At 58.4% G+C, this 26,167-nt stretch carries 22 protein-coding genes and 1 pseudogene; 18 read left to right on the top strand and 5 right to left on the bottom strand.

Annotated elements, in window-relative coordinates:
• Positions 1–66 precede the first annotated feature (66 nt).
• The 3 genes from PP4_RS29330 to PP4_RS08645 all read left to right on the top strand — a co-directional run bounded on the left by PP4_RS29330 (position 67) and on the right by PP4_RS08645 (position 1,839).
• Positions 67–228 carry a hypothetical protein gene (locus PP4_RS29330; RefSeq protein ID WP_016498810.1) on the top strand — a complete coding sequence of 54 codons (162 nt, stop codon included), beginning with the start codon at positions 67–69 and terminating at the stop codon, positions 226–228.
• Positions 229–326: 98 nt separating this feature from the next.
• Positions 327–563, top strand: coding sequence for a hypothetical protein (locus tag PP4_RS08650; RefSeq protein ID WP_016498809.1), 237 nt, complete (start codon positions 327–329; stop codon positions 561–563).
• A 415-nt stretch (positions 564–978) separates the two neighbouring features.
• Complete coding sequence (locus PP4_RS08645; protein WP_016498808.1) at positions 979–1,839, top strand: RHS repeat-associated core domain-containing protein; 861 nt, start codon at positions 979–981, stop codon at positions 1,837–1,839.
• A 199-nt stretch (positions 1,840–2,038) separates the two neighbouring features.
• On the opposite strand, the gene PP4_RS08640 is transcribed toward PP4_RS08645, so the two are convergent.
• Positions 2,039–3,721 carry an AMP-binding protein gene (locus tag PP4_RS08640; RefSeq protein WP_016498807.1) on the bottom strand — a complete coding sequence of 561 codons (1,683 nt, stop codon included), beginning with the start codon at positions 3,719–3,721 and terminating at the stop codon, positions 2,039–2,041.
• 320 nt (positions 3,722–4,041) lie between these two features.
• On the opposite strand from PP4_RS08640, the gene PP4_RS08635 reads away from it, so the two are divergent.
• Genes PP4_RS08635 through PP4_RS08620 form a run of 4 tightly spaced genes read left to right on the top strand, consistent with a single transcriptional unit; the run spans position 4,042 to position 9,600 of the window.
• Positions 4,042–5,205: an isovaleryl-CoA dehydrogenase gene (locus PP4_RS08635; protein ID WP_016498806.1), complete on the top strand. Its 1,164-nt coding sequence runs from the start codon at positions 4,042–4,044 to the stop codon at positions 5,203–5,205.
• Positions 5,206–5,224: 19 nt separating this feature from the next.
• Entirely contained in the window at positions 5,225–6,832 is a 1,608-nt protein-coding gene (locus PP4_RS08630) for a carboxyl transferase domain-containing protein (RefSeq protein WP_016498805.1), read from the top strand.
• Between the two features lie 3 nt (positions 6,833–6,835).
• Complete coding sequence (locus PP4_RS08625; protein ID WP_016498804.1) at positions 6,836–7,651, top strand: gamma-carboxygeranoyl-CoA hydratase; 816 nt, start codon at positions 6,836–6,838, stop codon at positions 7,649–7,651.
• Positions 7,648–9,600: an acetyl/propionyl/methylcrotonyl-CoA carboxylase subunit alpha gene (locus PP4_RS08620; RefSeq protein ID WP_016498803.1), complete on the top strand. Its 1,953-nt coding sequence runs from the start codon at positions 7,648–7,650 to the stop codon at positions 9,598–9,600. The genes PP4_RS08625 and PP4_RS08620 overlap by 4 nt, the downstream gene beginning before the upstream one ends.
• 336 nt (positions 9,601–9,936) lie before the next feature.
• Here PP4_RS08620 and PP4_RS08615 read toward each other — a convergent pair whose 3' ends face one another.
• Positions 9,937–10,593, bottom strand: coding sequence for a LexA family transcriptional regulator (locus PP4_RS08615; RefSeq protein ID WP_016498802.1), 657 nt, complete (start codon positions 10,591–10,593; stop codon positions 9,937–9,939).
• 45 nt (positions 10,594–10,638) lie between these two features.
• Positions 10,639–11,292, bottom strand: a complete 654-nt coding sequence (locus PP4_RS08610; RefSeq protein WP_016498801.1) for a LexA family protein — start codon at positions 11,290–11,292, stop codon at positions 10,639–10,641.
• A 130-nt stretch (positions 11,293–11,422) separates the two neighbouring features.
• On the opposite strand from PP4_RS08610, the gene PP4_RS08605 reads away from it, so the two are divergent.
• Both PP4_RS08605 and PP4_RS08600 read left to right on the top strand, forming a co-directional pair.
• Complete coding sequence (locus tag PP4_RS08605; RefSeq protein ID WP_016498800.1) at positions 11,423–11,734, top strand: DUF6124 family protein; 312 nt, start codon at positions 11,423–11,425, stop codon at positions 11,732–11,734.
• Positions 11,735–12,167: 433 nt separating this feature from the next.
• A complete protein-coding gene (locus PP4_RS08600) occupies positions 12,168–12,683 on the top strand; it encodes a DUF4880 domain-containing protein (RefSeq protein WP_016498799.1) in 516 nt (171 codons plus the stop codon).
• 19 nt (positions 12,684–12,702) lie between these two features.
• Here PP4_RS08600 and PP4_RS08595 read toward each other — a convergent pair whose 3' ends face one another.
• Positions 12,703–13,680: a LysR family transcriptional regulator gene (locus PP4_RS08595; protein ID WP_016498798.1), complete on the bottom strand. Its 978-nt coding sequence runs from the start codon at positions 13,678–13,680 to the stop codon at positions 12,703–12,705.
• 155 nt (positions 13,681–13,835) lie between these two features.
• On the opposite strand from PP4_RS08595, the gene PP4_RS08590 reads away from it, so the two are divergent.
• From PP4_RS08590 to PP4_RS27830, 9 genes and pseudogenes are all read left to right on the top strand, one after another.
• The gene (locus PP4_RS08590; RefSeq protein WP_016498797.1) at positions 13,836–15,146 is read left to right on the top strand and encodes an MFS transporter; all 1,311 of its coding nucleotides are present in this window, start codon (positions 13,836–13,838) and stop codon (positions 15,144–15,146) included.
• Positions 15,146–15,904, top strand: coding sequence for a class II aldolase/adducin family protein (locus PP4_RS08585; RefSeq protein WP_016498796.1), 759 nt, complete (start codon positions 15,146–15,148; stop codon positions 15,902–15,904). Before PP4_RS08590 ends, PP4_RS08585 begins: the two co-directional genes overlap by 1 nt.
• 1 nt (position 15,905) lies before the next feature.
• Complete coding sequence (locus tag PP4_RS08580) at positions 15,906–16,838, top strand: 2-hydroxyacid dehydrogenase (RefSeq protein WP_016498795.1); 933 nt, start codon at positions 15,906–15,908, stop codon at positions 16,836–16,838.
• Positions 16,839–16,864: 26 nt separating this feature from the next.
• A complete protein-coding gene (locus tag PP4_RS08575; protein ID WP_016498794.1) occupies positions 16,865–17,881 on the top strand; it encodes a histone deacetylase family protein in 1,017 nt (338 codons plus the stop codon).
• Positions 17,882–18,074: 193 nt separating this feature from the next.
• Positions 18,075–19,421: an OprD family porin gene (locus PP4_RS08570; protein WP_016498793.1), complete on the top strand. Its 1,347-nt coding sequence runs from the start codon at positions 18,075–18,077 to the stop codon at positions 19,419–19,421.
• Positions 19,422–19,689: 268 nt separating this feature from the next.
• Positions 19,690–20,916: a hypothetical protein gene (locus tag PP4_RS08565; protein WP_016498792.1), complete on the top strand. Its 1,227-nt coding sequence runs from the start codon at positions 19,690–19,692 to the stop codon at positions 20,914–20,916.
• 838 nt (positions 20,917–21,754) lie between these two features.
• Positions 21,755–22,159, top strand: coding sequence for an InvB/SpaK family type III secretion system chaperone (locus tag PP4_RS08560; RefSeq protein ID WP_016498791.1), 405 nt, complete (start codon positions 21,755–21,757; stop codon positions 22,157–22,159).
• Between the two features lie 46 nt (positions 22,160–22,205).
• Positions 22,206–23,696, top strand: coding sequence for a hypothetical protein (locus tag PP4_RS08555; protein WP_016498790.1), 1,491 nt, complete (start codon positions 22,206–22,208; stop codon positions 23,694–23,696).
• A gap of 75 nt (positions 23,697–23,771) precedes the next feature.
• Positions 23,772–24,270: pseudogene (locus tag PP4_RS27830) on the top strand (transposase).
• Here PP4_RS27830 and PP4_RS08545 read toward each other — a convergent pair.
• Positions 24,226–26,160, bottom strand: a complete 1,935-nt coding sequence (locus PP4_RS08545; RefSeq protein ID WP_016498788.1) for a hypothetical protein — start codon at positions 26,158–26,160, stop codon at positions 24,226–24,228. The pseudogene PP4_RS27830 and the gene PP4_RS08545 sit on opposite strands and share 45 nt — an antisense overlap.
• Between the last annotated feature and the right edge of the window lie 7 nt (positions 26,161–26,167).

Genomic DNA, 26,167 nt, shown 5'->3' with positions numbered 1-26,167 from the left:
GCGAACGGCAGCTGCCAGCGGTCAGAGCCTACAGCACCTCTTCACCCACCCACGCGAGGTCAGGCCATGAACATTCCCATTCCACCGGAAACCCCCGATCCAAATATCGACGACCCCAGCTTGCCGCCGCCCGTGCCGGAAGAAGACCCGGACGAGCTGCCGATCAAGCCAACCATGCCGCCAACGGTGGGCGACCCGCCGACCCAGGAGCCACCGGTGAAGGCTTAAGGGTAGACCACGCCACCTGATATTTTTGCCAGTAGCGGTGCCGATGGGTTGCGCTGAAGATTGGGGCTCCAGATATCAAGCCAGGAGCCTCCTTCATCGTGGATACCGCAACCCGCCGGCAGCGTGAGGAATACGAGCGACAAGTGGTCGATATGCTTCAGGATGCAGGTGTGGTCGACTCGGGGCCAGGTACCTTGTTGGCACATCTGGACAGGGACAAATGCGAATTTGCGTTGATGCGCCTGGAGGCGCGTTACAGCGTTCGTTTGCGGCGTGATTACCTGAGCGTTGCCGAGATTGCCGACGAACTGTACAAGGCGCTGGATGGGCGTTGACCATTTCGGCCCTTTCGCGGGCTTGCACGCGCCCACAAGTACTGCGCCGTATCGTAGGTCGGCGCGGGCCCTGTAGGAGCAACTGTCTTCTCGTGGAAGCTGGCCTTGCCTGCGCGAAATAGGGGCCGGACAGCCCAGCACATCATCCATTTTGACGCGATTTAACTGTGCTCGCCGCTACGAATTACCGTTACTGGATCACTGAATCGCGACAGCTGTTAAATCCATTAGCTAGGATTTACACAGAGTTCAATACAACTGACATTTCTGCCAGTAGCACAGGTGTTTACCTTAGAGCATGCTCTCCGTGATTACCCTACTAAAAGCGGCTTGGCTTGGCCGTACATAGACCGAGGCGAAATCACAGCACTTTCAAGAAGCAAGCCGAGAACTGCGCGAAGCAAAGGAGTTATGAATGGCCCCATCAACGCCACACACTCAAAGCCCTCAGCCTGTATGCTTTACCCCCTATGGCCACAGTGGGGCGATCGGCGACGCGGCCATCGCCACTGGTTTCAATGGTGTTCCGTTTGATATTTACGCCAATTGCTACCACTTAGGCCAGGGCTATCGGGCATTCTTTCCCGGGTTAATGCGATTCTCCAGCGCCGATAGCCTTAGCCCGTTTGGGGTCGGTGGACTGAACGCGTATGCCTATTGTAAAGGCGACCCTGTTAACTACGGCGACCCCCAGGGCACAGCCGGAGTGCCCATTGGACGGACTGGGAACACCCCTCGTTCTGCGGTCACCGCGAGAGGGCAATTTGGCATAGGCCAGTCATCGCGTGAAGTAAAATCCCGCAGAAATGAATTGCGCCTCGAACGGATGATAAAGCAGGCGCAGGAGACGCATGAGCAGGCGCAGGCGCAGGGAGTTAATCTCGCTCTGGATCTCTTAGAGCATGAAGAGGATCTATTCAAGCGCGTAAACCAGCATCTGGGAGTTGGCGTCCTTCATCGCGCCGCCGATAAAAACTTCCGCGTCCAGGAACGGCTCAGCACGGCTGCTACCCGGGCGTATACAGACCACATGAAGGATATATTAAAAGGCCAGGCGCGACATTATGCTGATGATGGTATTTTAAACATCGCGCAAAGTACCTACCTAAGTGACCTCGATAGAAGCTTGATAAATGCCTACGCTCCGTTCACTGAAAATCTTAGCGGTAAGTACAGTGGTGGGTATGAATGGGATCTCAGACTGTTAATGGCACAATGGAAAATAAGAGAAGCTGAAAAATTTCTCAGTGGCCGTCATTCACACTTTTCCGTATGACGTAAAAGGTGAGTGCGCTTGTCATAGAGGGACCTCTGGCTTTGACTATGACGAGCGGCGCGCAAAGCTGAGAAACGCAAGTCTTCCTGGCATGCAGTGACCTCAATATCGAGCCAAAGTAATAGATCCGGAATCTGATGCTGGCATGGCCTGGCCTCATCGTGGGTTCACCCGCGAAGAGGCCGGATAACTCTGTGCATCAACCTGCAGAAACAGCCGAAATTTCTGCGACACTGATCTCACGCATCCTGAATTTTTGCACCTTGCCGGTCACCGTCATTGGGTATTCGTCAACGAAACGGATATGCCGTGGCACCTTGAAGTGGGCGATGCGTGCCTTGCACCAGCCCTGCAGTTCCTCGACCGTGGCGCTATGCCCCGGGTGCAGCTTTATCCAGGCTACGATCTCTTCGCCATAGCGGCTACACGGGATGCCGATCACCTGCGCATCGGCCACCGCCGGGTGGGTGTAGAAGAACTCCTCCAGCTCACGTGGATAAATGTTTTCGCCGCCGCGAATGATCATGTCCTTGTTCCGCCCAACGATGCGCACATAGCCCTGCTCGTCCATCACCGCCAGGTCACCCGAATGCATCCATCCGGCCGGGTCTATAGCATCCGCCGTGGCCTGGGGGTTGTCCCAGTAGCCCAGCATGACGCTGTAGCCGCGGGTGCAAAGCTCGCCAATCTCACCGCGCACGACGATGCAGCCATCAGCGTCCACCAGTTTGTTTTCCAGCTGCGGCTGGGTGCGCCCGACGGTGGTCACGCGCAGCTCCAGATCGTCGTCCGGTCCGGTCTGCAGCGACACCGGGCTGGTTTCGGTCATGCCGTAGGCGATCTGCACTTCTGCCATGTGCATCTGGTCGATGACCCGGCGCATCACCTCGATCGGGCAGGTGGCACCGGCCATGATGCCGCTGCGCAGGGTCGACAGGTCCATCTGCGCACGCGAGGGGTGATCGAGCATCGCGATGAACATGGTCGGTACGCCGTACAGGATGCTGGCACGCTCCTCGGCCACGGCGCGCAGGGTAAGCTCGGCGTCGAAGGCGTCGTTGGGGTAGATCATGGTGCTGCCGTGGGTGATGCAGCCGAGGTTGGCCATGACCATGCCGAAGCAGTGGTACAGCGGCACCGGGATCACCATGCGGTCGCAGGCCGTCAGGCCAAGGCTTTCTCCCACCATGAAACCGTTGTTGAGGATGTTGTAGTGACTGAGCGTGGCACCTTTGGGCGCACCGGTGGTGCCGGAGGTGTACTGGATGTTCACCGGTTGGTCGAACTGCAGGCCTTGCTGGCGGGCGGTGAAGGCCTCTAGCGTTGTCTGCCCAGCCTTTTCGGCCAGGGCATGCCAGCGCAGGAAGCCGGCAGGCGGGTTGGCGGCCAGGCTGATCACGCCGCGCAAGTCCGGCAGGCGCTCACTGACCAGTTTACCTGGCGAGGCGCAGGCCAATTCTGGCACCAGTTCCTGGACCATGGCGTGGTAATCAGACGTCTTGAAGGCATCTGCACACACCAGCCAGCGGCAGCCGGACTGACGCAACACGTATTCAAGCTCACCCACGCGATAGGCCGGGTTGATGTTGACCAGGATGGCGCCGACCTTGGCACTGGCCAGCTGCAAAATGCACCACTGGGCGCAGTTGGGTGACCAGATGCCGACACGCTCGCCGGTGTTCACGCCCAAGGCCATCAGCGCGCGGGCATGCACTTCGACCTGCTCGGCCAACTGCCGCCAGCTGTAGCGCAGGCCCTGATGGCGCGACACCAGCGCCTCTGCATCGGCACAGCGGGCCACCGTGGCATCGAAGGCCTGGCCGATGGTCTGGGTCAGCAAGGCTTGGTCCTGGCGACCGCGGGTATAGCTCGGTTGACTCATGGGTGTCCCTTCTTGTGGTTGTTCTGGGCACGACTGAAGCAAGCGGGAATACTCTGGCGCAGATTTACGTTTACGTAAAGGTGATGAGTGGATTGACAGTGATCTCTCGCAGGTTTACGTTAACGTAAAGGTGATGAACGACATCCACTCGAGGCGCCACGCCGACCCCTGTGGGAGCGGGCATGCCCGCGAATGCGACGGATCAGGCAATGACGGTGACCCTGCTGACGTATTCGCGGGCATGCCCGCTCCCACAGGGGTCGGGTTGGATCCCCAAACTACGATGTAACCCCATTTCAAGAACAAGAAGGTGCCCCAGCATGCATTACCCCTCCCTGAACTTCGCCCTGGGCGAAACCATCGACATGCTCCGCGACCAGGTGCGCACCTTCGTTGCCGCCGAACTGGCCCCGCGGGCCGCGCAGATCGACCACGACAACCTGTTCCCCGCCGACATGTGGCGCAAGTTCGGCGACATGGGCCTGCTGGGCATCACGGTGTCGGAAGAGTATGGCGGCGCCGGCCTTGGCTACCTGGCCCACGTGGTGTCGATGGAAGAAATCAGCCGTGCCTCGGCCTCGGTGGCACTGTCCTACGGCGCCCATTCCAACCTGTGCGTCAACCAGATCAACCGCAACGGCACCCATGAACAGAAGCTCAAGTACCTGCCCAAGCTGATCAGCGGCGAGCACATCGGTGCGCTGGCCATGAGCGAGCCCAACGCCGGCTCCGACGTGGTATCGATGAAACTGCGCGCCGAAAAGCGCGGCGATCACTACGTGCTCAACGGCAGCAAGACCTGGATCACCAATGGCCCCGACGCCAACACCTACGTGATCTACGCCAAGACCGACCTGGACCAGGGCGCGCACGGCATTACCGCGTTCATCGTCGAGCGTGACTGGAAAGGTTTCAGCCGCAGCAACAAGTTCGACAAGCTGGGCATGCGCGGGTCCAACACCTGCGAGCTGTTCTTCGATGACGTGGAAGTGCCGGCAGAAAACATACTCGGCCAGCTCAACGGCGGCGTACGCGTGCTGATGAGCGGCCTGGACTACGAGCGCGTGGTGCTGTCCGGCGGCCCGACCGGCATCATGCAAAGCTGTATGGACCTGGTGGTGCCCTACATCCATGACCGCAAGCAGTTCGGCCAGAGCATCGGCGAGTTCCAGCTGATCCAGGGCAAGATCGCCGACATGTACACCCAACTGAACGCCAGCCGCGCCTACCTCTATGCCGTGGCCCAGGCCTGCGACCGTGGCGAGACCACCCGCAAGGACGCCGCAGGGGTCATCCTCTACACCGCCGAACGCGCCACACAAATGGCCCTGGAGGCGATCCAGATTCTCGGCGGCAACGGCTACATCAACGAATTCCCGGCGGGCCGCCTGCTGCGCGATGCCAAGCTGTACGAAATCGGTGCCGGCACCAGCGAAATCCGCCGGATGCTGATTGGCCGCGAACTGTTCAACGAAACCCGCTGAACATAAAGGACGGGCGCACATGGCTACCTTGCACACCCAGATCAACCCGCGTTCGGCGGAGTTCGCCGGCAACAGCGCGGCCATGCTCGAACAGGTTCAGGCCCTGCGCGGCCTGCTCGCCCAGGTGGCACAGGGCGGCGGGCCCAAAGCCCAGGAACGGCACACGTCGCGTGGCAAGCTGCTGCCGCGCGAACGCATCGACCGCCTGCTGGACCCGGGCTCGCCATTCCTCGAAATCGGCCAGCTGGCTGCCCATGAGGTATACGGCGAAGACGTGCCCGCCGCTGGCGTGATCGCCGGCATCGGCCGCGTCGAAGGCGTGGAATGCATGATCGTGGCCAACGACGCCACGGTCAAAGGCGGTTCGTACTACCCGCTGACGGTGAAGAAGCACCTGCGTGCGCAAACCATCGCCCAGCAGAACCGCCTGCCGTGCATCTACCTGGTGGATTCGGGCGGCGCCAACCTGCCGCGCCAGGACGAAGTGTTCCCCGACCGCGAGCATTTCGGGCGGATCTTCTTCAACCAGGCCAACATGAGCGCCCAGGGCATCCCGCAGATTGCCGTGGTGATGGGCTCGTGCACAGCTGGCGGCGCCTACGTACCGGCCATGGCCGACGAAGCGATCATGGTGCGCCAGCAGGCGACCATCTTCCTCGCCGGCCCGCCGCTGGTAAAAGCCGCCACAGGTGAAGTGGTGAGCGCCGAAGACCTGGGTGGCGCCGATGTGCATTGCCGCACCAGCGGCGTGGCCGACCACTACGCGGATAACGACGAGCACGCCCTGGCCATCGCCCGGCGCAGTGTGGCCAACCTCAACTGGCACAAGCTGGGCAAGCTGCAGCGCCTGGCACCGGTGGCGCCGCTGTATGCCGCCGACGAGCTGTATGGCGTGGTGCCAGCCGATGCCAAGCAACCGTTCGACGTGCGTGAAGTGATCGCGCGGCTGGTCGATGGCTCGGTGTTCGATGAGTTCAAAGCCCTGTTCGGCACCACCCTGGTGTGCGGCTTCGCCCACCTGCATGGCTACCCGGTGGCGATCCTGGCCAACAACGGCATCCTGTTCGCCGAAGCCGCGCAAAAAGGTGCGCACTTCATCGAGCTGGCCTGCCAGCGTGGCATCCCGCTGCTGTTCCTGCAAAACATCACCGGCTTTATGGTGGGCAAGAAGTACGAAGAAGGCGGCATCGCCAAGCACGGCGCCAAGCTGGTCACCGCCGTGGCCTGTGCCCAGGTGCCGAAGTTCACGGTGATCATTGGCGGCAGCTTTGGCGCCGGCAACTACGGCATGTGCGGCCGCGCGTACGACCCGCGCTTTTTGTGGATGTGGCCCAACGCGCGCATTGGCGTGATGGGTGCCGAACAGGCCGCTGGCGTGCTGGCGCAGGTCAAGCGCGAGCAAAGCGAGCGCAGCGGCCAGCCCTTCAGTGCCGAGGACGAGGCCAGGCTCAAGCAACCGATCCTCGACCAGTACGAGCACCAGGGCCACCCCTACTATTCCAGCGCCCGCCTGTGGGACGACGGCGTCATCGACCCGGCACAAACCCGCGATGTACTTGGCCTGGCGTTGTCTGCCGCGCTGAACGCACCGATCGAACAGAGCCGCTTCGGCATTTTCCGGATGTGACCCATGAGCGATTTCAGCACCCTTGAAGTGATCCGTGACCCACGCGGCTTCGCCACCTTGTGGCTGAGCCGCGAGGACAAGAACAACGCCTTCAACGCGCAGATGATCCGCGAGCTGATCGTGGCCATCGACCGCCTGGCCGAAGACGCCAGCCTGCGTTTTGTGCTGCTGCGCGGCCGTGGCAGGCACTTCAGCGCCGGCGCCGACCTGGCCTGGATGCAGCAGTCGGCGCAGCTGGACTTCAACACCAACCTGGATGATGCCCACGAACTGGGCGAGCTGATGTACGCCCTGCACCGCCTCAAGACGCCAACCCTGGCCGTGGTGCAAGGTGCAGCCTTTGGCGGCGCGCTGGGCCTGATCAGCTGCTGTGACATGGCCATCGGCGCCGAAGACGCCCAGTTGTGCCTGTCGGAAGTCCGCATTGGCTTGGCCCCGGCAGTCATCAGCCCCTTCGTGGTCAAGGCGATTGGTGAACGCTCCGCGCGCCGCTATGCCCTCACTGCCGAGCGTTTCAGCGGCATACGGGCCCGCGAGCTGGGGCTGCTGGCCGAGGTGTACCCGGCCAGTGAGCTGGACGCCCAGGTCGAAGCGTGGGTGAACAACCTGCTGCAGAACAGCCCGCAAGCGTTGCGCGCCACCAAGGACTTGCTGCGCGAAGTGGACGACGGCGAACTCAGCCCGGCCCTGCGCCGCTACTGCGAGAACACCATCGCCCGCATCCGCGTCAGTGCCGAAGGCCAGGAGGGCCTGCGCGCTTTCCTGGAAAAACGCCGCCCCGCCTGGCAAACCGATGACAAGAAGGAACCGCGCCCATGAGCCGCCCCGTTTTGACCACCCTGCTGGTCGCCAACCGTGGCGAAATCGCCTGCCGGATAATGCGCACCGCCAAGGCCATGGGCCTGACCACTGTTGCCGTGCACAGCGCCACCGACCGTGACGCCCGGCACAGCCGCGAAGCGGATATCCGCGTCGACCTGGGCGGCACCAAGGCCGCCGAAAGCTACCTGCTGGTCGACAAGCTGCTGGCCGCTGCCAAGGCCAGCGGTGCCCAGGCCATTCACCCGGGCTATGGTTTTCTGTCGGAGAACGCTGGCTTCGCCCGCGCTATCGAACAGGCCGGGCTGATCTTCCTTGGCCCACCTGCCACCGCCATCGACGCCATGGGCAGCAAGTCGGCGGCCAAGGCGCTGATGGACGCCGCTGGCGTGCCGCTGGTGCCGGGCTATCACGGCGAAGCCCAGGACCTGGACACCTTCCGCGCCGCCGCCGAACGCATCGGCTACCCGGTGCTGCTCAAGGCCAGCGCCGGCGGCGGCGGCAAGGGCATGAAAGTGGTGGAGGAAGAAAGCCAGCTGGCCGACGCCCTGGCCTCGGCCCAGCGTGAGGCGCAGTCGTCGTTCGGCGATGCACGCATGCTGGTGGAAAAGTATGTGCTCAAGCCGCGTCACGTCGAAATCCAGGTATTTGCCGACCAGCACGGCAACTGCCTGTACCTCAACGAACGCGACTGCTCGATTCAGCGCCGCCACCAGAAAGTGGTCGAAGAGGCCCCTGCCCCCGGCCTGTCGCCCGAACTGCGCCGGGCCATGGGCGAAGCGGCGGTGCGTGCGGCGCAGGCTATCGGCTATGTGGGTGCCGGCACCGTGGAGTTTCTGCTCGATGCCCGTGGCGAGTTCTTCTTCATGGAGATGAACACCCGCCTGCAGGTGGAACACCCGGTCACCGAGGCCATCACCGGCTTGGACCTGGTGGCCTGGCAGATTCGCGTGGCCTGCGGCGAGCCCCTGCCGATCACTCAGGAGCAGGTGCCGCTGATCGGCCATGCCATCGAAGTGCGGTTGTACGCCGAAGACCCGGCCAATGAGTTCCTGCCTGCCACCGGCACGCTTGCGCTGTACCGTGAGTCGGCGCCAGGCGAAGGCCGGCGGGTGGACAGCGGGGTCAGCGAAGGCGACGTGGTGTCGCCCTTCTACGACCCGATGCTCGGCAAGCTGATTGCCTGGGGTGAAAACCGCGAACAAGCGCGCCTGCGCTTGCTGGCCATGCTCGACGAGTTCGCCATTGGCGGGGTAAAGACCAACATTGCTTTCCTGCACCGCATTCTCGCCCACCCGGCGTTTGCGGCGGCAGAGCTGGACACCGGCTTCATTCCCCGCCACCAGGATGTGTTGCTGCCGGCGCCCCATGCGCTGCCGGCGGGCTTCTGGGAAGCGGCAGCCGAAGCCTGGCTGCAGGGGCAGCCCGGGCATAAGCGTGATGACGACCGCAGTTCGCCGTGGGGTGCGCACAACGGCCTGCGCTTGGGCCTGCCGGCACGCAGCAGCCTGCATCTGGCAAGCGCCGGGCAGGACCAGGCGGTTGCCTTGGAGCGCAGCGCTGCGTCCACCTGGCAGCTAGCGGGTGAGCAACTGGTGCACGATCAGGCAGGCGTGCGCCGCCAGCATTTGGCAATCCGCCGCGATGGCACCCTGTACCTGCACTGGGATGGCGAGATGCACGCCATTCAGGCCTTCGACCCGATTGCCGAAGCCGAGGCCGGCCACGGCCATCAAGGCGGCCTGGGCGCGCCCATGAACGGCAGCATCGTGCGGGTGCTGGTCGAGCCGGGGCAGGTAGTTGAAGCCGGTACTGCACTGGTGGTGCTAGAGGCCATGAAGATGGAACACAGCATTCGTGCGCCGCATGGCGGAACGGTGAAGGCGTTGTTCTGCCAGGAAGGGGATATGGTCAGCGAAGGGACTGTGTTGGTCGAGCTGGCTGAGTGAGGAAAGCGGGGCAACTGCCTTGCTCAGATTGTGAAGGTTTGCGCGATCACTGTGGGAGCGGGCATGCCCGCGAACACCGGCAAAGCCGGTGCTATACACCGCGTTGGATTCTTCGCGGGCGCGCCCGCTCCCACAAGTGATGCGCCAACTTCAGCGCAACGCTGTACCTGTGGGAGCGGCTTTAGCCGCGAACACCGGCAAAGCCGGTGCCATACACCGCGTTGCATTCTTCGCGGGTGAACCCGCTCCCACAGGGCCAGCGCAATGCTTGAGGTCGGCACCGTACTTGTGGGAGCCCGGCTTGCCGGCGATGGGCTGCACAGCAGCCCCGGCAATCTAGAAGGCCCCATGCACCCGCACGACTACTCCCAGGATCTCGCAACCTTCTTCGCATAGTAGCGCCGGGTAGTTGCCGTTCAGTGCCTTCAAATAACGCTGCCCACCTTCCTCGGCCAACTCGCGGAAAATCGCCGGTTTGCCCGGCTGACGAGCGATGACCAACCGCCCAGCCTCAGCCTCCACGCCCGGGTCGACCAGCATCCGCATGCCCTGTGGCACGCTCCGACCACTGACAGCGCTCATCGCGTCATTTTCAACCGTCAGCCAGAAAGCCTTGCCCTGGGCCAGGTAGTCCGTCTGCTCGAACACACCCGGCTCCTCACGCTCTTCAACACCTAGCTCGCTCCAGGCCAGCACCGGGTAGCGGAAACACGCGATGCACTGCATGAGGTCCAGATTGTTATCAGCGCCCTCCTCCCGGCAAACCTCCTCAACCAGACCATGAATACGCAACTCCAGGCTGACGTTGTAATGAGGAATACCAAGCTCGACAAACGTGCGGTTCATCGACTCGATCTTTGGCTGTCGCCGCTTGTTCACCCAATGCCCCACGCTGCCCTGAGACACTCCAACGCGCTCGGCAAGCTGCTCTTGAGTGAGCCCTAACGTCTCCATCCTCTTGCGGACGAGGGCAATCCATCTATCCATATTCATCGTTGACACGATACTCCTTATCGAGCCCTGCCCAGCCCCGGCAATCTAGAAGGCCCCATGCACCCGCACGACCACACCCAGAAACTCGCAGCCCTCTTCACACAGGATTGTCGGATAGCGCGTATTCAACGGTTTGAGCATCTTGTCGCCACCCTCCTCGACCAACTGCCGCAACACTGCAGGCCGCCCCGGCTGCCGCGCAATCACCAACTTGCCGGGTTCTGCCTGCAGGCCGGTGTCCACCAGCACTCGCATGCCCTCAGGCACGCTCTTGCCACTGGCTGCATTCATCGAGTCGTTTTCCACCACTAGCCAGAACGCATTGCCTGCGGGCATGTAATCCGTCTGTTCGTGGCATTTGCCCGCTTCAGGTAAAGGCCCCTGCAAGTCAGCCCAGGTCAGAACCGGGAAGCGGAAGCTTGCATAAAGCAGCGCTTGGGCTGATACCGGCTGCTCGACCGCATAGCGCCCAGGGGCTTCGCGCAAGATGTCACGCTCTACCACCATGACTTGTGCCTCCAGAAACACCAGGCCCAGTTTCTCCAGCTTTTCGTTGATGGTTTCCAGCGTCGGCCGCCGCGTGCCACGTAGCCAATGACCCACGCCACCCTGAGTCATGCCCAGCCGTTCGGCCAGCTTCAGCTGGCTGAGGTTGTGTTCGCGCTTGTAGCGCTTGAGAAATGCGTTCCAGTTTTCCATGAGCGGAAACAATACGGACTGTATTATCCGCAGCAATACACAATCTGAATTATTTATTTGAGCGTAGTCAGTACAGATTGACCTATCCTCTGATTCCATTGTGTTTGAAGGGAAATCACAAGGTATCGCGATGAAACCACCGAAAAACGACGAAACAGATCTCGACAGCGAAGCCGCCCGCCGCGCCCTCGACTACTACCTCAACCCCAAGCCGCAGCGCCCGACCCTCGACAACAAGATCTGGACCCTGCACGAGAGCGTCACCGGCGACCAGGCCCGGGAGCACGCCATCGCCCTGCTGCGCTGCGCCGCCGCTACAGCGCAGGAAACCGCCAGCCACCAGCACGGCAGCCAGCGCGAGCTGACCTACGCGTTGATGCATATGGTGGACATGGCCCGCGCCCTGCTGGAGCACAAGCGCGCCGCAGATCCGGATTTCTGAGTAAAAAAGGAGGGAGAGAACGTGAAGGCCGCGAACGGCAGAAGCCCCGACTGCCGGGACAAGGAAGCGCATCGGTAAAACTTTTTTACCGAATTAGCGAAAATTCATTTGACTGGCAAATGATAACGATTATTATTGCACTCAGCTGATCGCGAGATCTGCTGGATAACCTGGAGCTTAGGTCGCTCTCAGATTATCTCCTCATCAGGCTAATCACGGTTTTTGACCCGGCTTTTTGCCGGGTCTTTTTTTTTGCTCTTCAGGCTAATGAAGATCGTGATGGCGCGCATGATAGCAAAGGTGTTTCAGGGCGTGAACGCTCATTACAAAACTTTGCGGAATCAGCACTTGAGAATCAATCTCGTTTCGCCTACGCTGGTCTCGCATCAAGGAAGATGCCCCCACCCCTCCCCCTTCAAGCAAGGAGCTGTCCATGACCCGTCTGCTACTGCCGCTTGAACACCCAACGCCTGTTGCCGAACACGATGCCGACCATGCCCTGCTGCACGCCCTGAAGCGGCTGCCCCGCCGCGTGCAGCAAGTGTTCCTGCTCAACCGCCTCGACCAGTTGGATTTCGCCACCATCGCCGCCCGCCTCGACCTGCCCTTGGCGAGCATCGAGCGGAACATGGACCAGGCGCTGCAGGCCGGTCGCTCGCGTCGTGATGTGCTGTCGAGCGTTGCAGGGCAATGGTATGTGCGCTTGCAGAGCCCACAGGTGACGGCTTGCGAAAGGATCGACTTTCGTCGCTGGCTGGATGCGGATACGGCGAACCTGCAGGCGTTTCACGAAACGGAACTGCGCTGGCGCAGCCTGCTGGCGCCGGCACGGCAACTGGGCCATGACGGCTGGTACCGGCAAGGCCGGGCGGCACTGTCGCTGGGCGGGTGCTCGATCGCGCTCGGGCTTGGCGTGGCGGCCTTGGTGCTGTTTGGACTCTGGGCCTGAGCACCTTTTGGCCAGCCGATCAAAAGCGCTCGGCCGGGTCTGTAGTCATTAGCATTTGCTGGAACCGCTCCAGAAAGATCGACTCGGCCTGCGTCAACTTCTGCTCCCGGTTCCAGAGCAGGTACACGTTCACATCGATCACCCCTTCCCACGGCGGCAAGCGCCACAGCTCATTGGCCTGCACATCCGCCGCGACGATGTGCTCCGGCAGGCAACCAATGCCATAACCGGCCCCCACCAGCCGCAGGATTTCATCCAGGCTCGGTGAAGATGCGACGATACGCCCGGTAAACCCCTGCTGATCACGAAACACCGTCAGCGGCGACAGGTTGCCGCCCATTTGGTCACTGGTGAAGCTCACGAAGTTCTCGCCCTGCAAGTCGGCCACGGTAAGGTTCTTGCGACCAAACAAGCGATGGCGCTTGCCGCAGAAAAACGCGTAGCGCTGTTCGAGCAGCACCCGTTGCTCCAGCCGGGGCTGGGGGGTGCGGCACAGGCTCAAACCGAATGATGCGGTCTTCTGCAACAAACCACTGGCCACATCCGAACTGCGCAGCACGTCTATTTCCAGCTCCACCTGCGGATAGTCGCTGTGAAATTGTGCAAGGAAGTCATCGTAGGCACGCGACTGGATGCGGCTGATGCTGAGCAGACGGATCTTGCCTGTCACCGTCTCGGCCGGGCTGTCCAGCGCAGGCCCCAGCCGCGAGACCGTGCCGTACAGCTCGGCCGCGATCTGCATTACTTCCTCCCCCGCCTTTGACAGGTTGATGCGTGGCCCGCGGCGTACCACCAAGGCACTGTCCAGCTGCTCCTCCAGGCGCCTGAGCGCCTGGCTAACGGCCGGCTGGCTGAGGTGCAGGCGTGCCGCGGCCCGGCTGATGCTGCCCTCTTGGCCGATCACCAGAAAGGTGCGCAACAAGTTCCAATCGAGGCGGTCATTGAGGAAACGCTTGGCTTCGGGGTCTCTTGCGAGGGTCGTTGTCGTCGGCGTCATTATTTGTTGGTCTTATACTTGAGTATTTAAATTAGAAGCTTTTCCTAGCATAGGACTTGGCTCAACATCTAGCAACGCACCGCCAGAGTGCCTTTGCCCTGCCCGTGCAGGGCTCTCCTTCTCCTGCCTATAACAATGACGCCCAGGAGCCTCAGATGAAGAGCAATACCCCCACCCCGCGTCGTGCCGCGGCGGCTGCCTTTATTGGCACCACCATCGAATTCTATGATTTCTACATCTACGCCTTCGCCGCAGCCCTGGTGCTCGGGCAGCTGTTCTTCCCCAGCGAAAACCCGATGCTCAGCACCATGGCCGCGTTCGGCAGCTTTGCCGTGGGCTTTATCGCACGGCCGTTCGCCGGCATGGTGTTCGGCCACCTGGGCGACCGCCTGGGGCGCAAGAAAATGCTGCTGGTCACGATTGTGCTGATGGGCGTGGCCACCACCTGCATCGGCCTGCTGCCGACCTACGCACAGGCCGGTATCTGGGCCCCCATCGGCCTGATATTCCTGCGCCTGCTACAAGGCATCTCGGTCGGTGGTGAATGGGGCGGCGCGGTGCTGATGGCCAGCGAGCATGCGCCCAAGGGCCGCAAGGTGTTCTTCGCTTCGTTTGCCCAGTGGGGCAGCCCGGCGGGCCTGCTGCTGGCGCTGATCGCCTTCCGCTTCATTACTGCAATGGAGACGGAAGACCTGATGAGCTGGGGCTGGCGTATTCCGTTCCTGATGAGCGGGCTGCTGATGATCGTCGGTTTGCTGATCCGCTTCGGCGTGCCGGAATCACCAGAGTTTGCCGAGGTCAAGGACAGCGACCAGACCAGCGACAACCCGGTGCGCGAAGTGCTGCGCAACCACTGGCGGAACATCGTCTTCGCAGCCCTGGCCGTAACCATAGGCTCTGGCGGGTTCTTCTTCACCAACACCTTCATGATCACCTACGTCACCCAGTATCAGGGCATCGCCAAGACCACCATTCTCGATTGCCTGTTCGTGGTCACCATCCTGCAGTTTCTCTCGCAACCCTGTTCGGCCATGCTCGCCGAGCGCCTTGGTGAAGGGCGCTTCCTGAAGTGGGTCGCGGCGCTGTGCATGGTGGTGCCGTACCCGATGTTCCTGCTGGTGCAGACCGGCAACGTGGTCTACATGACCGCTGGTATCGCCCTGGCCGTGGTCCTGCTGTCGGCGCTGTATGCCGTGATTGCCGGCTACATGGCCGAAGCATTCCCGGCCCGGGTCCGTTACTCGGGCATTTCGATCGCCTACCAGCTGGGCAGCGGCCTGACCGGTGGCCTTACGCCAATGCTGGGCACGTTCGTTGCCGGCCAGTTCGCCGGGCAATGGCTACCGTTGGCGCTGTTCTTCAGCGTGCTGGCCTTGATGTCGCTGGCCGGCGTGCTGGGGCTCTCGCACCTGCGCAACGCCAGCGCCAGGCCGGTCGCCCTCTCCACTTCGCAAGGAATCGCCTGATGAGCAACAAGCCTCACGCCATGTCAGAAACCGAATGGCAAGCACGCTGCGAGCTGGCTGCGCTGTATCGCCTGATCGCCTACTACCGCATGACCGACCTGATCGACACGCACATCACCCTGCGTGTACCCGGGCCTGACCGGCACTTCCTGATCAACCGCTATGGCGTGGCATTCGAGAAGATGCGCGCCAGCGACCTGGTGCTGATCGACCTGGACGGCAACGTGGTCGACAGCCATTTCAACGGTGGCAAGGTCAATGCGGCCGGCTTTGTCATCCACTCGGCGATCCACGAGGCGCGCCCGGACCTGCACTGCATCATCCACACCCACACGGCAGCGGGCATGGCGGTGGCAGCACAACGTGACGGCCTGCTGCCACTGACCCAGCACGCGCTGAAGTTCTACGGCAACCTGGCGTATCACACCTACGAAGGCATCGCGCTGTCACTGGAAGAACGCGAACGGCTGGTCGCCGACCTTGGTACGCACAAGGCGATGATCCTGCGCAACCATGGGCTGCTGGCCGCAGGTAGCAACGTGGCGGCAGCGTTCCACGAGATCTATTTCCTGGAGCGCGCTTGCCAGGCTCAAATCCAGGCGATGTCTGCCGGCGTGGCGTTGAACATCCCCAATGAGGAAGTGTGCCGGCACACCGCCGCACAGTTCGGGCGCGATGGCATCGACGGCATCATCGACATGGCCTGGCAGGCCGCGCTCAGCCTGATCGACGCGCAGCGCAGCGAGTGGTGCAGCTGACATGGCCAGCCTCGTATTGCTTTGCCAGAACCCGGCGCTGACTGACTGGCTTGCCGCGCTGTTCACCGAGCACGCCCCGCACCTGAACGTGTTGCGCCCGGAAGATGCCGGCGCAAGGCACGCCGAAGTGGCCGTGTGCTGGTTCCCGCCCGAAGGTAGCCTTGGCCGCTTGCCGAACCTGCGCCTGGTGCACTCGATCGGCTCGGGCATCGATCACCTGGCGCAGGACAGCTCACGCGATGCGTCGCTGCCGGTGTGCCGGGTGGTCGACCCTGACCACACCCAGGGCATGAGCGAGTACGTGCATTGGGGCGTGCTGCACTTTCACCGGGGCTTCGACCGGGTAATCGCCGGCAATGCCAGCCAGCACTGGCAGCGCCCGGTGCAGCGCAAGGCGGGGGATTTCCGGGTCGGCGTGATGGGCCTGGGCGCGATTGGCGCACCGGTGGCGCAGCGGCTGGCGGCGGCGGGTTATGACGTGCGCGGCTGGGCCCGCACGCCGCGCCAGGTCGATGGCGTAAACACCTTCGCAGGCCCGGCTTCGCTGCAAGGCTTCCTCGCCGGGCTGGATGTGCTGGTCAACCTGCTGCCCCTCACCGCCAGCACGCATGGCGTACTGAACCATGCCGTATTCCGGCACATGGCCGAAGGCAGCGCGCTGATCAACTGTGGTCGTGGCCAGCACCTCAACCCGCACGACCTGCGCCAGGCGCTGGCCAGCGGGCAGTTGCGCGGCGCCTTGCTCGATGTGTTCGAACAGGAGCCGTTGCCTGCCGATTCGCCGCTGTGGCACACGCCCGGCGTGTGGGTGACACCGCACATGGCCTCTGCCGCTTCCGACCTGTGCATCGCCCGGCAAGTGGCCGACAACGTGTCGCGCCTGAGTGCCGGACTGGCACTGAACAATCTGGTCGATCCCGAACTGGGTTATTGACCGCACGCGTTACCAAGAGGTGATTCATGAAAACGTTTTTCCATCCTGCTCAACGCCTGCACCACCCCCGCTCCTACCTGTCGCGTGGCCAGATGCGCCAACCGCAGGAAGTGCCGGCCCGCATCGACCCGCTACTGGCAGTAGTCGAAAAGCTCGGCTACCCGCTTTTCGAACCCGCCGACCACGGCCTGGCCCCGCTGGCGGCCGTGCATGGCCAGGCGTACCTGGACTACCTGGCCAGCGCCTACCAGCAGTGGCACGAAGTGCCGGAAGACTGGGGCGACGAGGTGATGTCCAACATCTACATCCGCGAAGGCAACCCCTTGCGCGGCATCCTCGGCAAGACCGCCCGCTACCTGGCCGATGGTAGCTGCCCGATCGGCGAGCACACCTGGCAGGCCGCCTACTGGTCGGCGCAGAGCGCGGTGGCCGCGGCACATGCGGTGATCGAAGGCGACCAGGCCGCTTATGCCCTGTGCCGGCCACCAGGGCACCATGCCCGCGCCGAAGCCGCAGGTGGGTTCTGCTTCCTGAACAATGCCGCAATCGCCGCCCAGGTGCTGCGTGGCAAGTTCGGCAAAGTGGCCGTGCTCGACACCGACATGCACCACGGCCAAGGCATCCAGGAAATCTTCTACGAGCGAGACGATGTGTTGTACGTGTCGATTCATGGCGATCCGACCAACTTCTACCCGGTGGTCGCCGGCTTCGATGATGAGACCGGCGCTGGTGCAGGGGCTGGCTTCAACCTGAACCTGCCCATGGCCCATGGCGCCAGCGAAGCGGATTTCTTTGCCTGCATGGACCAGGCGGCAACGGCGCTGCGCGCCTTCGCCCCGGACGTGCTGGTGCTGTCGCTGGGCTTTGACATCTACGAAAACGACCCGCAGTCCAAGGTACACGTCAGCCATGAAGGGTTCCGCCTGCTGGGGCAGCGGATCAAGGCACTGGGCCTGCCTTGCGTGGTGGTCCAGGAGGGTGGCTACGACATTGCGACCCTGGATGAAAATGCCGCGCGCTTCTTTACCGGCATGACTGCCTGAGGCAAAACCCCATGTGCTCCGGGTTGCCTTGAGCAACCCGGCCTACCGAGTAATACAACAATAAAGAGCGCAACTTGCCGCACCCGCAAGTTAGCGATCAGGCCCCCGGCTGCCCGCCGCAGACGCAGACGCAGGGGCAATAACAATAAATCTTCACGCTGCCGTTCTTGAATCTGGCAATAAGGAAGTCTTCATGTCGCTCAAAACTTTCACATTGGGGATGGCAGGCGCGAGTGCCTGCCTGTTTGGCTCGATTGCCTGCGCGGCTGAATCGGACCATGGTTTTATTGAAGACAGTACCACCACGGTCGGCTTGCGAAACTTCTACTGGAACGCCGACAACCGCAACGGCAGCTACCTCAACCCGGCCGGTGAGCGGCAAAGTTATCGCCAGGAATGGGCCCAAGGTGTGCTGGCCAAGTTCAATTCCGGCTATACCCAAGGGCTGGTAGGGTTCGGCCTCGACTTGCATTACATGGGCGCAATAAAGCTCGACGGTGGCAAGGGCCGGGTTGGCGACGGTATCGGCAATGGCGGTATCGTCTCCCGCGATAACCAGGGCGACCCCAAGGCTGAATATTCCAAGGCCGGTGGTGCGGTAAAGATGCGCGTCGGCAGCACCGAACTGGCTTATGGCGACCTGTTCCCCAATTCACCGGTGCTGAAGTACGGCGATATCCGCCTGCTACCGCAAACGCTCCGAGGCTGGAACGTCACCGATCATACCTTCGGCGGGCTGGCCCTCAATGCAGGGCGCTTTACCTCCAGCAGCGACCGTGCAGCAACCAATCACGGCGGCAAGCTGGGTACCGCTTACGGTGGTCGCCAGGCCGACAGTGACTTTGTCAGTTATTACGGCGGTATCTACACCGGCGTCGACAATGTGAAGATCAAGCTGTTCGGGTCGGAACTCGACAACATCTGGAACCAGCAATTTGCATCTATCGAATACCGGGTGCCTTTGAAAGCGGGTGGCGTGTTCAATACCGGCGCCAATTACTACCGTACGCGTGACACCGGCACCTCGCTGCTTGGCGATATTCGCAACGATGCCTGGAGTGCCCGGGTAGGCTACGCAATGGGTGGTCACAAGTTCGAAGTTGCTTACACCCGCATCGACGGCGACCAGCCTTTCGACTATGTCTGGAACAGTTTCGACATCGAACTGGATGCGGCCTCCCAAGGCAGCGACTTCAACAGCCCCAACGAAAGAGCATGGAGTGCACGTTACGACCTGGACGCCGTCATCTTTGGCGTCCCTGGGCTGAGCTTCACAGCGCGCTACATACGCGGTACCGATATCGATGGCCGCGATGCCGGGGGTGCCTATACACGGTTCGAGGCGGTGCGCGACGGGTCGCAATGGGAACGGGACCTGTGGGTGAAATACGTGGTGCAGTCAGGGCCTGCGAAAAACCTTTCCGTGCGGCTGCTGCATGCGTCGATGCGCACGGGCGGCGACTACGGCGCAATCGCCAATGACCTGGACCAGACCCGAATCATTCTGGACTACCCACTGGACCTGAACTTTCTGAAATAGCCCCGCAACAATTTGCGGCCGCCTTGCGGCCCTTGAGCCATGAGCTTTTTTTGAAAGCGGCGCGACAGACTTCGATGCATCTTAGGCACTGTGTGAAATGTCTTGAAACGAAGGTCAGGCGAGGCAAAAGCGGCCAGGGAACGGCCAAGGTCACGCCCGACTTCACGGGTGGTAAACCAACATTCCGAGGTTGTTCTCAACGCAGCATTACCGAATTTCAAGGCTTTTCACACAGAGCCTAGCATCCCCTATTCGGACAGACCTGATCATGACTATATCAAATATTACTTCTCAGCCGCCGGTATGGACTTCTACAAACCATAGCTCTCCCACCCCCTCCTCCAATGAAGCCGAACCAAAAGCCTTACACAACGAGAGAATCTACCAAAACACATTCACAATGATCAGTGAGCGATATCAAGATTTCCGCCCGGATACGGAGGTCGGCTTCCAGCAACGCCCTGGTGTGACCGCAGATATCGAACCTATTTCCAAAAAGGATCTTATCTCCATACTTGAACACATCAAGGCCGACGATAAGTTACTGAATAGCTGCAAAAACAAATCTGCTAAAGCTGCGTTTTTCAACAAATTCTACTTGATGTCCAACGCGGATCAGGGCTGGAATCTCCGACTCCACTCTTTTAATGTCCGAGGCAGCGGCCTTGGTGAAGAGGATAGCCCGCACTATCATCGCTGGACATTGGCTTCAAAAATACTGTCTGGAGGCTATCTCAACGTCAACTACCAAGAAGGTCCAAAAACCGACTCAACCTCACAAAAAGATAGCTTTTCTAAATATGAACTTAGTTCTTCAAAGGCACAAACGAGCGCTGGAGCCCGTGAGTCCAGGTACATTTCAGAAGCAGAAATGAAAGTCACAAACAAAACCTTGTATGCGCAAGGTGGCCTTAATCACTTCCCCATAGCTCAACCTCACAGCGTGGAAGCCCATGCAGCCGTCATGGGCACTACACTGACCCTTGCCCATACAAGCAAGCCGGCCCACGACACTTCGGTTTCGTTCAAAAAATCCAATAACATAGAAACAATTCCAGAGATAAAAATCGAAAGCAATGAAGCGTTCAAGACCATGCTTCAAGATCAGATAACTCATCTACAGGTTCTTGTATTAAGCGATAGCCTCAACACTTCACTTTCAGCAAAATTTGAACAAGGATCCCAACTTACAACTGGAGAGGAAAAACATCTGGCCGACTACAAAGAGCCAAACTATGTAGAAACCTCCCTCTTACCGGCGCTAGCCATTTATCAAATGGAAACACTTAACAATATTGAACACAGTGAGTTTTCTGACGACACCGTAGCGCTCATTGATGCCACACTGACTGAAATAGATCCCGAATCCTTGGACACATTGATCGCAAACAACCAGCACGACCTCTACGACAAGCAACTTACCATCGAGATCGATGACCCTGAATTGGCTAGACAATTGAGTAAACGCGCCAACCAGGCCATTGCACTGCACTGATCAATCCCGCTAATCCTTAAAGTGCTAATGCCAGTCGGCTAAGCTATTTCGAGCTGCAAATGCCTCGACAGTTTTTTATCACCCAAACTTTTTAGCGGGCTGGCATTACCTTTCTTGTCGGTCTGTCCAGGCAACTATTTCCGCAACATAAAATAACTCACCAATCAAGCGACTTTCTCTCCACGCGCCTGGACGCTTCATCCAGGCGATCGCCTCAAACCTCAACTCTATTTCTTACGAGCACTGATTGCAGGGGGGAAACATGCCCAAAGCCCCCCCAAAACCAAGCGCCCAGCCTTCATAAAATGAGCGTTTTTTGAAAGACATGGCCATTGGCGAAATCTAGGCTGCAAGAAAATCCAAAAAACGTGCATTAAAAGAATGAAAATCATGCAAAACCACGTTAAAACATTTCATGCAACAACAACAACAACAACAACAACAACAACAACAACAACAATAAACGCATGCGCCGGCCAGGTTCGCAGGCGATTAACGGCCTCGTAGAGGATAACCCTCCTGCAACAGCATCGTCATCGCAAAGCGAAACCAGTGATAGATGCCCGGGCGTGTGTCTATTGACGGAGGAGATGAAGCGCGTTTTGCGTTCACCGTGAAATACACGCTCCCTACTTCAGTGGCTAAGCCTGTGCAGTAAGGCCTGCTGAATATCGTACCGAATACCAGTTTTCGTCAACCGCATGCAGTGCCATGAGCTAGTTACGTGCCTGACAATCCGAATACTGCGTTTTAAGACGTCAGCGACGGCGCCTCTCAAGACAGCAGATAACATAGCGCCCTTGAAACCCTTGACCTTTAGCGTAAGAGATCACAAGCAATGAACCGCGATATTTCGACAATCCTATACACAACATTGATAAGTCTCGGAGTTCCTGAGAAAAGAATCGGCGCATTCGATCACCACTCATCCATAGAACTAAACTTCAAAATTATCAACCCAATCATTATCACAACAAACAACAACAGGACATGGATATGGAGCGAACTCAAAGAGCTGAACAGCCTCAACATCAACTTTTATGCAGCCAATCTACTCGATGCACTACAGTACGCTTTGCCAGGCGTTCTAACGGGGCAAGCGGTACTGGGGAAAGCAAATGATTGCTACGAAATAAAAGCATTGCTCGCCGACGAGTGCGTCGAATCACCCGATGAGCTACGCCGGGCACTGAATGAATTTTACAGCCTGACATTGTCGATCCACAACATACTCAACCACTGAACCACCGCCCCCAAAAGGCTCAACTACCTTACACAGGTAAGAGAATATGCCGATCAACAATGACATAAAATGCATTGCGCCAGCTACCGCACAATATCACGCTGACAGCAACGACCCCAATAATACCGATTTTGTGAGAAACTTCGATCTCGCCAGGAACTGCTCCAATGAAATCGCATCAAATGTAACTTCCACTGCGACTGTAAAAAATGGAGACGGAGAGCAACCCGTTCGCTTCCGCCGCGATGAAAGCAGCAGTCCACAAGTCGGGAATGGTGTTATCAATAACGTTTTCATTGACAGCAACATAACTGTCAAGCATACGAGTAGTCTCACCCCTATGAGTGAGGCGCCCATCAAAGATGGGGCGTTCGGCATACACAGGGTCGAGAGTTCGACCCTTGGAAACACAGACGCACAAAAAATTCTCGGCAAGGACTCTAGGCACCTTAAAAATACCCACACCAACCCGGCAGCTCCGCACACGCTGAGGCAGACAAAGGATTTGGCCATGAAACAAACTGTGGACGGAAGAAGAGTTCTTTACAGCCCGGGCGAAGCACTCATCAAAGAATTGAGCACTGCAGCCATCGTATTGCATCGAATCGTTTCAAATCTGAGTGCCGACAGCCAGATAACCATCGGTGCTCGTGTATTAGGAGAAGAAGGTCTGCTCGACGGAAAAACAATCGCAGATTTGCTCGCTGCTCTAAAGCGTGTCAGCACAAAAAACAATTCATCCAGTGCAGTGGCTGCCAGTGCTACAGACAGAGCCGCGGTGATTGCCTTGATGGGAGATATCGGCGTGTTTTATTCCCGCCCAGAAGACGCGAAGGTGGAGCTGATGACCGAATTAAACAGCCAGCTAACAGCGGCTGGTCTGCATGTGCCAGAGGATTCGGAAATGGAAATCATGCGCAGGACAGGCGGTTCTCGCACAGTAGGACCAGATAAAAAGGCTGAGCGAAGTGTTGTTGTTTTTGACTCGCGTGCAGACATCCCCCTGCGAACGGGCATTCATAACATGGGGCTGGAAGCAGATAAGATACTAGACATTGCCGAACACAATCGTATCCCAGAAAACCGCTGGCCGGTCTTCGACATCAGTATGCACCGTATCAATGAAACTACAGAGCCGTTAACCGCGCACATGTCGGGTTCGCCGGCCGAGATCTTACAGACTTGGGACATGTTATGCGGGGTACCAGGGAAGGATCAGTACGTGGAGGCTCTGACCCGAAGTTCGGCTCGCCAAGAGAACGAGAAGTTCCATCACCCCCTGTCTGACCTGACATCGGCCGAGCAAGCGCAGCGCTATGCTCGTGCGGCAGGTGCCAGTGCATTCTTAGTAGGGTTGGGTTACCACAGTGCCGTCGAAGTGCTCGAGGGCATTCTCGTCTACACGGGACAAAGCATTAGGACACAAGGAACGCTGTCTTCATTACAACGAGATTCCGCTCATTTGTTTGGGCATGGTGCAGCGACGGACCTCATGACCGAATTATTCAAAACCAATACACTACCCGGCTCTGTATGAAATTCCGAGAAGCCCAATCGAGTCCCTAGAAGCTGAAACTTTGTAGAGTTTCCAGCCCTTACGGAAAGGAATCCTGTGGCAAATCGCTACGAACTCTCGGATGGCCCGGGCTGTGGTTGCTGATCTCTTCACCAAAACCCACGGCCGAGGGCGACCGCGCCTGAGCGACCGCATGATGCTCGATGGCGTGCTCCGGGGGCTCTGCTCAGGTACTGCGTGGCGGGATATGCCGGAACGCTTCGGCCCGTGGTCAACGGTTCTACGCCGCTACAGCGACCAACGTCGAATGCAACCTGTCATCCCGATGCGCTCGATTAAGCGCAAACCCACGCCTGGCTTACCAAGACTGTTCGATCGACCCAAGTACCGACAGCGCAACATCATCGAGCGTATGTTTGGCCGGCTTAAAGAGAATCGCCGGATTGTGACACCCTTTAACAAGCTCGCGAAAAGCTAAGCCGCCATAGCCTCGCTGGCTTGTTCCACACGGTATTTGTCACATCTCTTTTCATACAGAACCTGGCCAGCTTTATTTAAGCAGTTCGCATTCATTAATCACATCGGACGCTGTTGATGTGATGTCTTCTGAAGTAAGCATTTCTGTCAACACCTTCAGCTCATTCTGGCTAAGCACACCTTTATCGATATCATCATTTATCATGCCGAACGCGTTCTGCAGTCGGGCTAAATCAGTTGAACTCTTCGAAAGACCTATGAATGCCTTAGAGGAGTTTCTTTCCATGCCATTTTGCAGCTTGCGATTTTCGGCCATAGAAATCATTTCCCGCCTTATTTCATCACGCTTGATTTCTGTATTAAGCTTTAAATAACCCGTTGTGTTTTCAGTAATTAGCCTGCGATAAGGAATGTTCCCCTGCCAGCTGGCATGCCGCTCCGGGGTGAACATATTTTTGTGTTCTAGGTATATTACATTGTGGCCCATCAATGCGAAAGGCTCCAGTGCGCCGCTACGGATACCTATTAATCGCCCCCCGGTTTTGGTTAAGAGCTTGTCCATAAAGAACCATTGATTCTCACGTGGTGCAAGCAATTGACTTCCATCTACTTTTGCCGCCCAAAAGCGACCAATATGAGGCATGCCCGACAAACGATAAGGGTGTCTATTTACAACTGCCTCATTGTCATCGGCCGGACTTGCCCGATTAATATAGGTATCAGCAATATTGTAAGCACCAAAACCTTGTGACTTTAGATGCTGTGCAATCAAGTCAAACATTTTTGGGCGAGATATTGCTTCAGCCTCCCTTTCATTAGCAAATTCACGATCAGCAATCCACAGTGCAACATCGCCTTCTTTTATCCCATGAAACTCTACTAGCTTATCGACCAGTGCGTCAATCTTCTGCCTGTCACTTGCAGAAACCAAGTTCCCCAGCTTCTCCCTTACATCCAAATATTTTTCAGCTTTGCTGGTTGTAGCATCCTGGAAATGGCGATTAATAATTTCCGTGGTCACCGAAATATGAAACACATGAGGAGCGTCCCCTTCACCGCACATAAGAGGCGAGCTTTTAGCACCACCCATGTACTCAAATAATGATTTGGTTCGTGGACTGTCCAGCGACTCCCTTACACTTTTTAAACTTTCTCCATTATATGAAAGCAATGTAACTCTTTTTTCGGGATTAGCGTCACCATTACTTCTCAACGCACCAACGATGACGTCGTAAGCTTCTTTGGCCGCTTTCTCCTCTTTGGGATCACCGTTACTGTAACTGATTGAAATGTTTAACCTGGGCTCTATCAGAGCAGTAAAAATCAATGTATAGCGATCACCCGTAGCATACCCCGGCAAAAACACATTGATGTCTTCGCTGCCCGACAGAATATTTTCATATTGCCTGTCTCTTTCATGAAGATAAGGCAAACCTTTTCCAGTTTTCGGGTCTATACAAAACTTCTGATTTTTGGACAAGGCAGATTGATTGACAACCGCATCAAGTCGGCGGCTTGTTTCTACGGACTGGTTTACGCTTTCAGAAGCGATTTCCTGACTAACAAATGAGCTTTCCATTACAGATTTTTTATAGAAATCATCAACCTTGAAAGCGATTGCACTATTATCAGTAGGGTTACTCGCTGTAAAGAAGAAATTCCTCTCTGCCGTAGGTGGTCTGACCTGTTGTTCAGCGTAAGAATTAGACCTTAAACGCTTAGACGACGGTTCATAATTTTCTGGCTTTATCTGATTTTCATTTTTGGAATACCCAAGCCGAGGATCCTCCGTGTCATTTTGTGCATCAAGCCTCAAGCAATCCCACCCCGCCACAAATTTATCCGCCTGCAGGGATTTGTTATTTCTGACTGGGAGGCTATATTCGGGCGAGGTTATTTCATTTAATTTTTCAGCCTGATGGACACCGGTGAAGATCCTTAAATCCTGATCCAGACATGCATTATGACGCTGTAAAAAATCTATTGATGTCTGATGCTGTAACTTCATCTCTCAA

The sequence above is a fragment of the Pseudomonas putida NBRC 14164 genome, from assembly GCF_000412675.1.
GTDB lineage: Bacteria > Pseudomonadota > Gammaproteobacteria > Pseudomonadales > Pseudomonadaceae > Aquipseudomonas > Aquipseudomonas putida.
The sequence above is the reverse complement of the archived record's forward strand: the minus strand, read 5'-3'. Positions and strand labels throughout refer to the sequence as shown.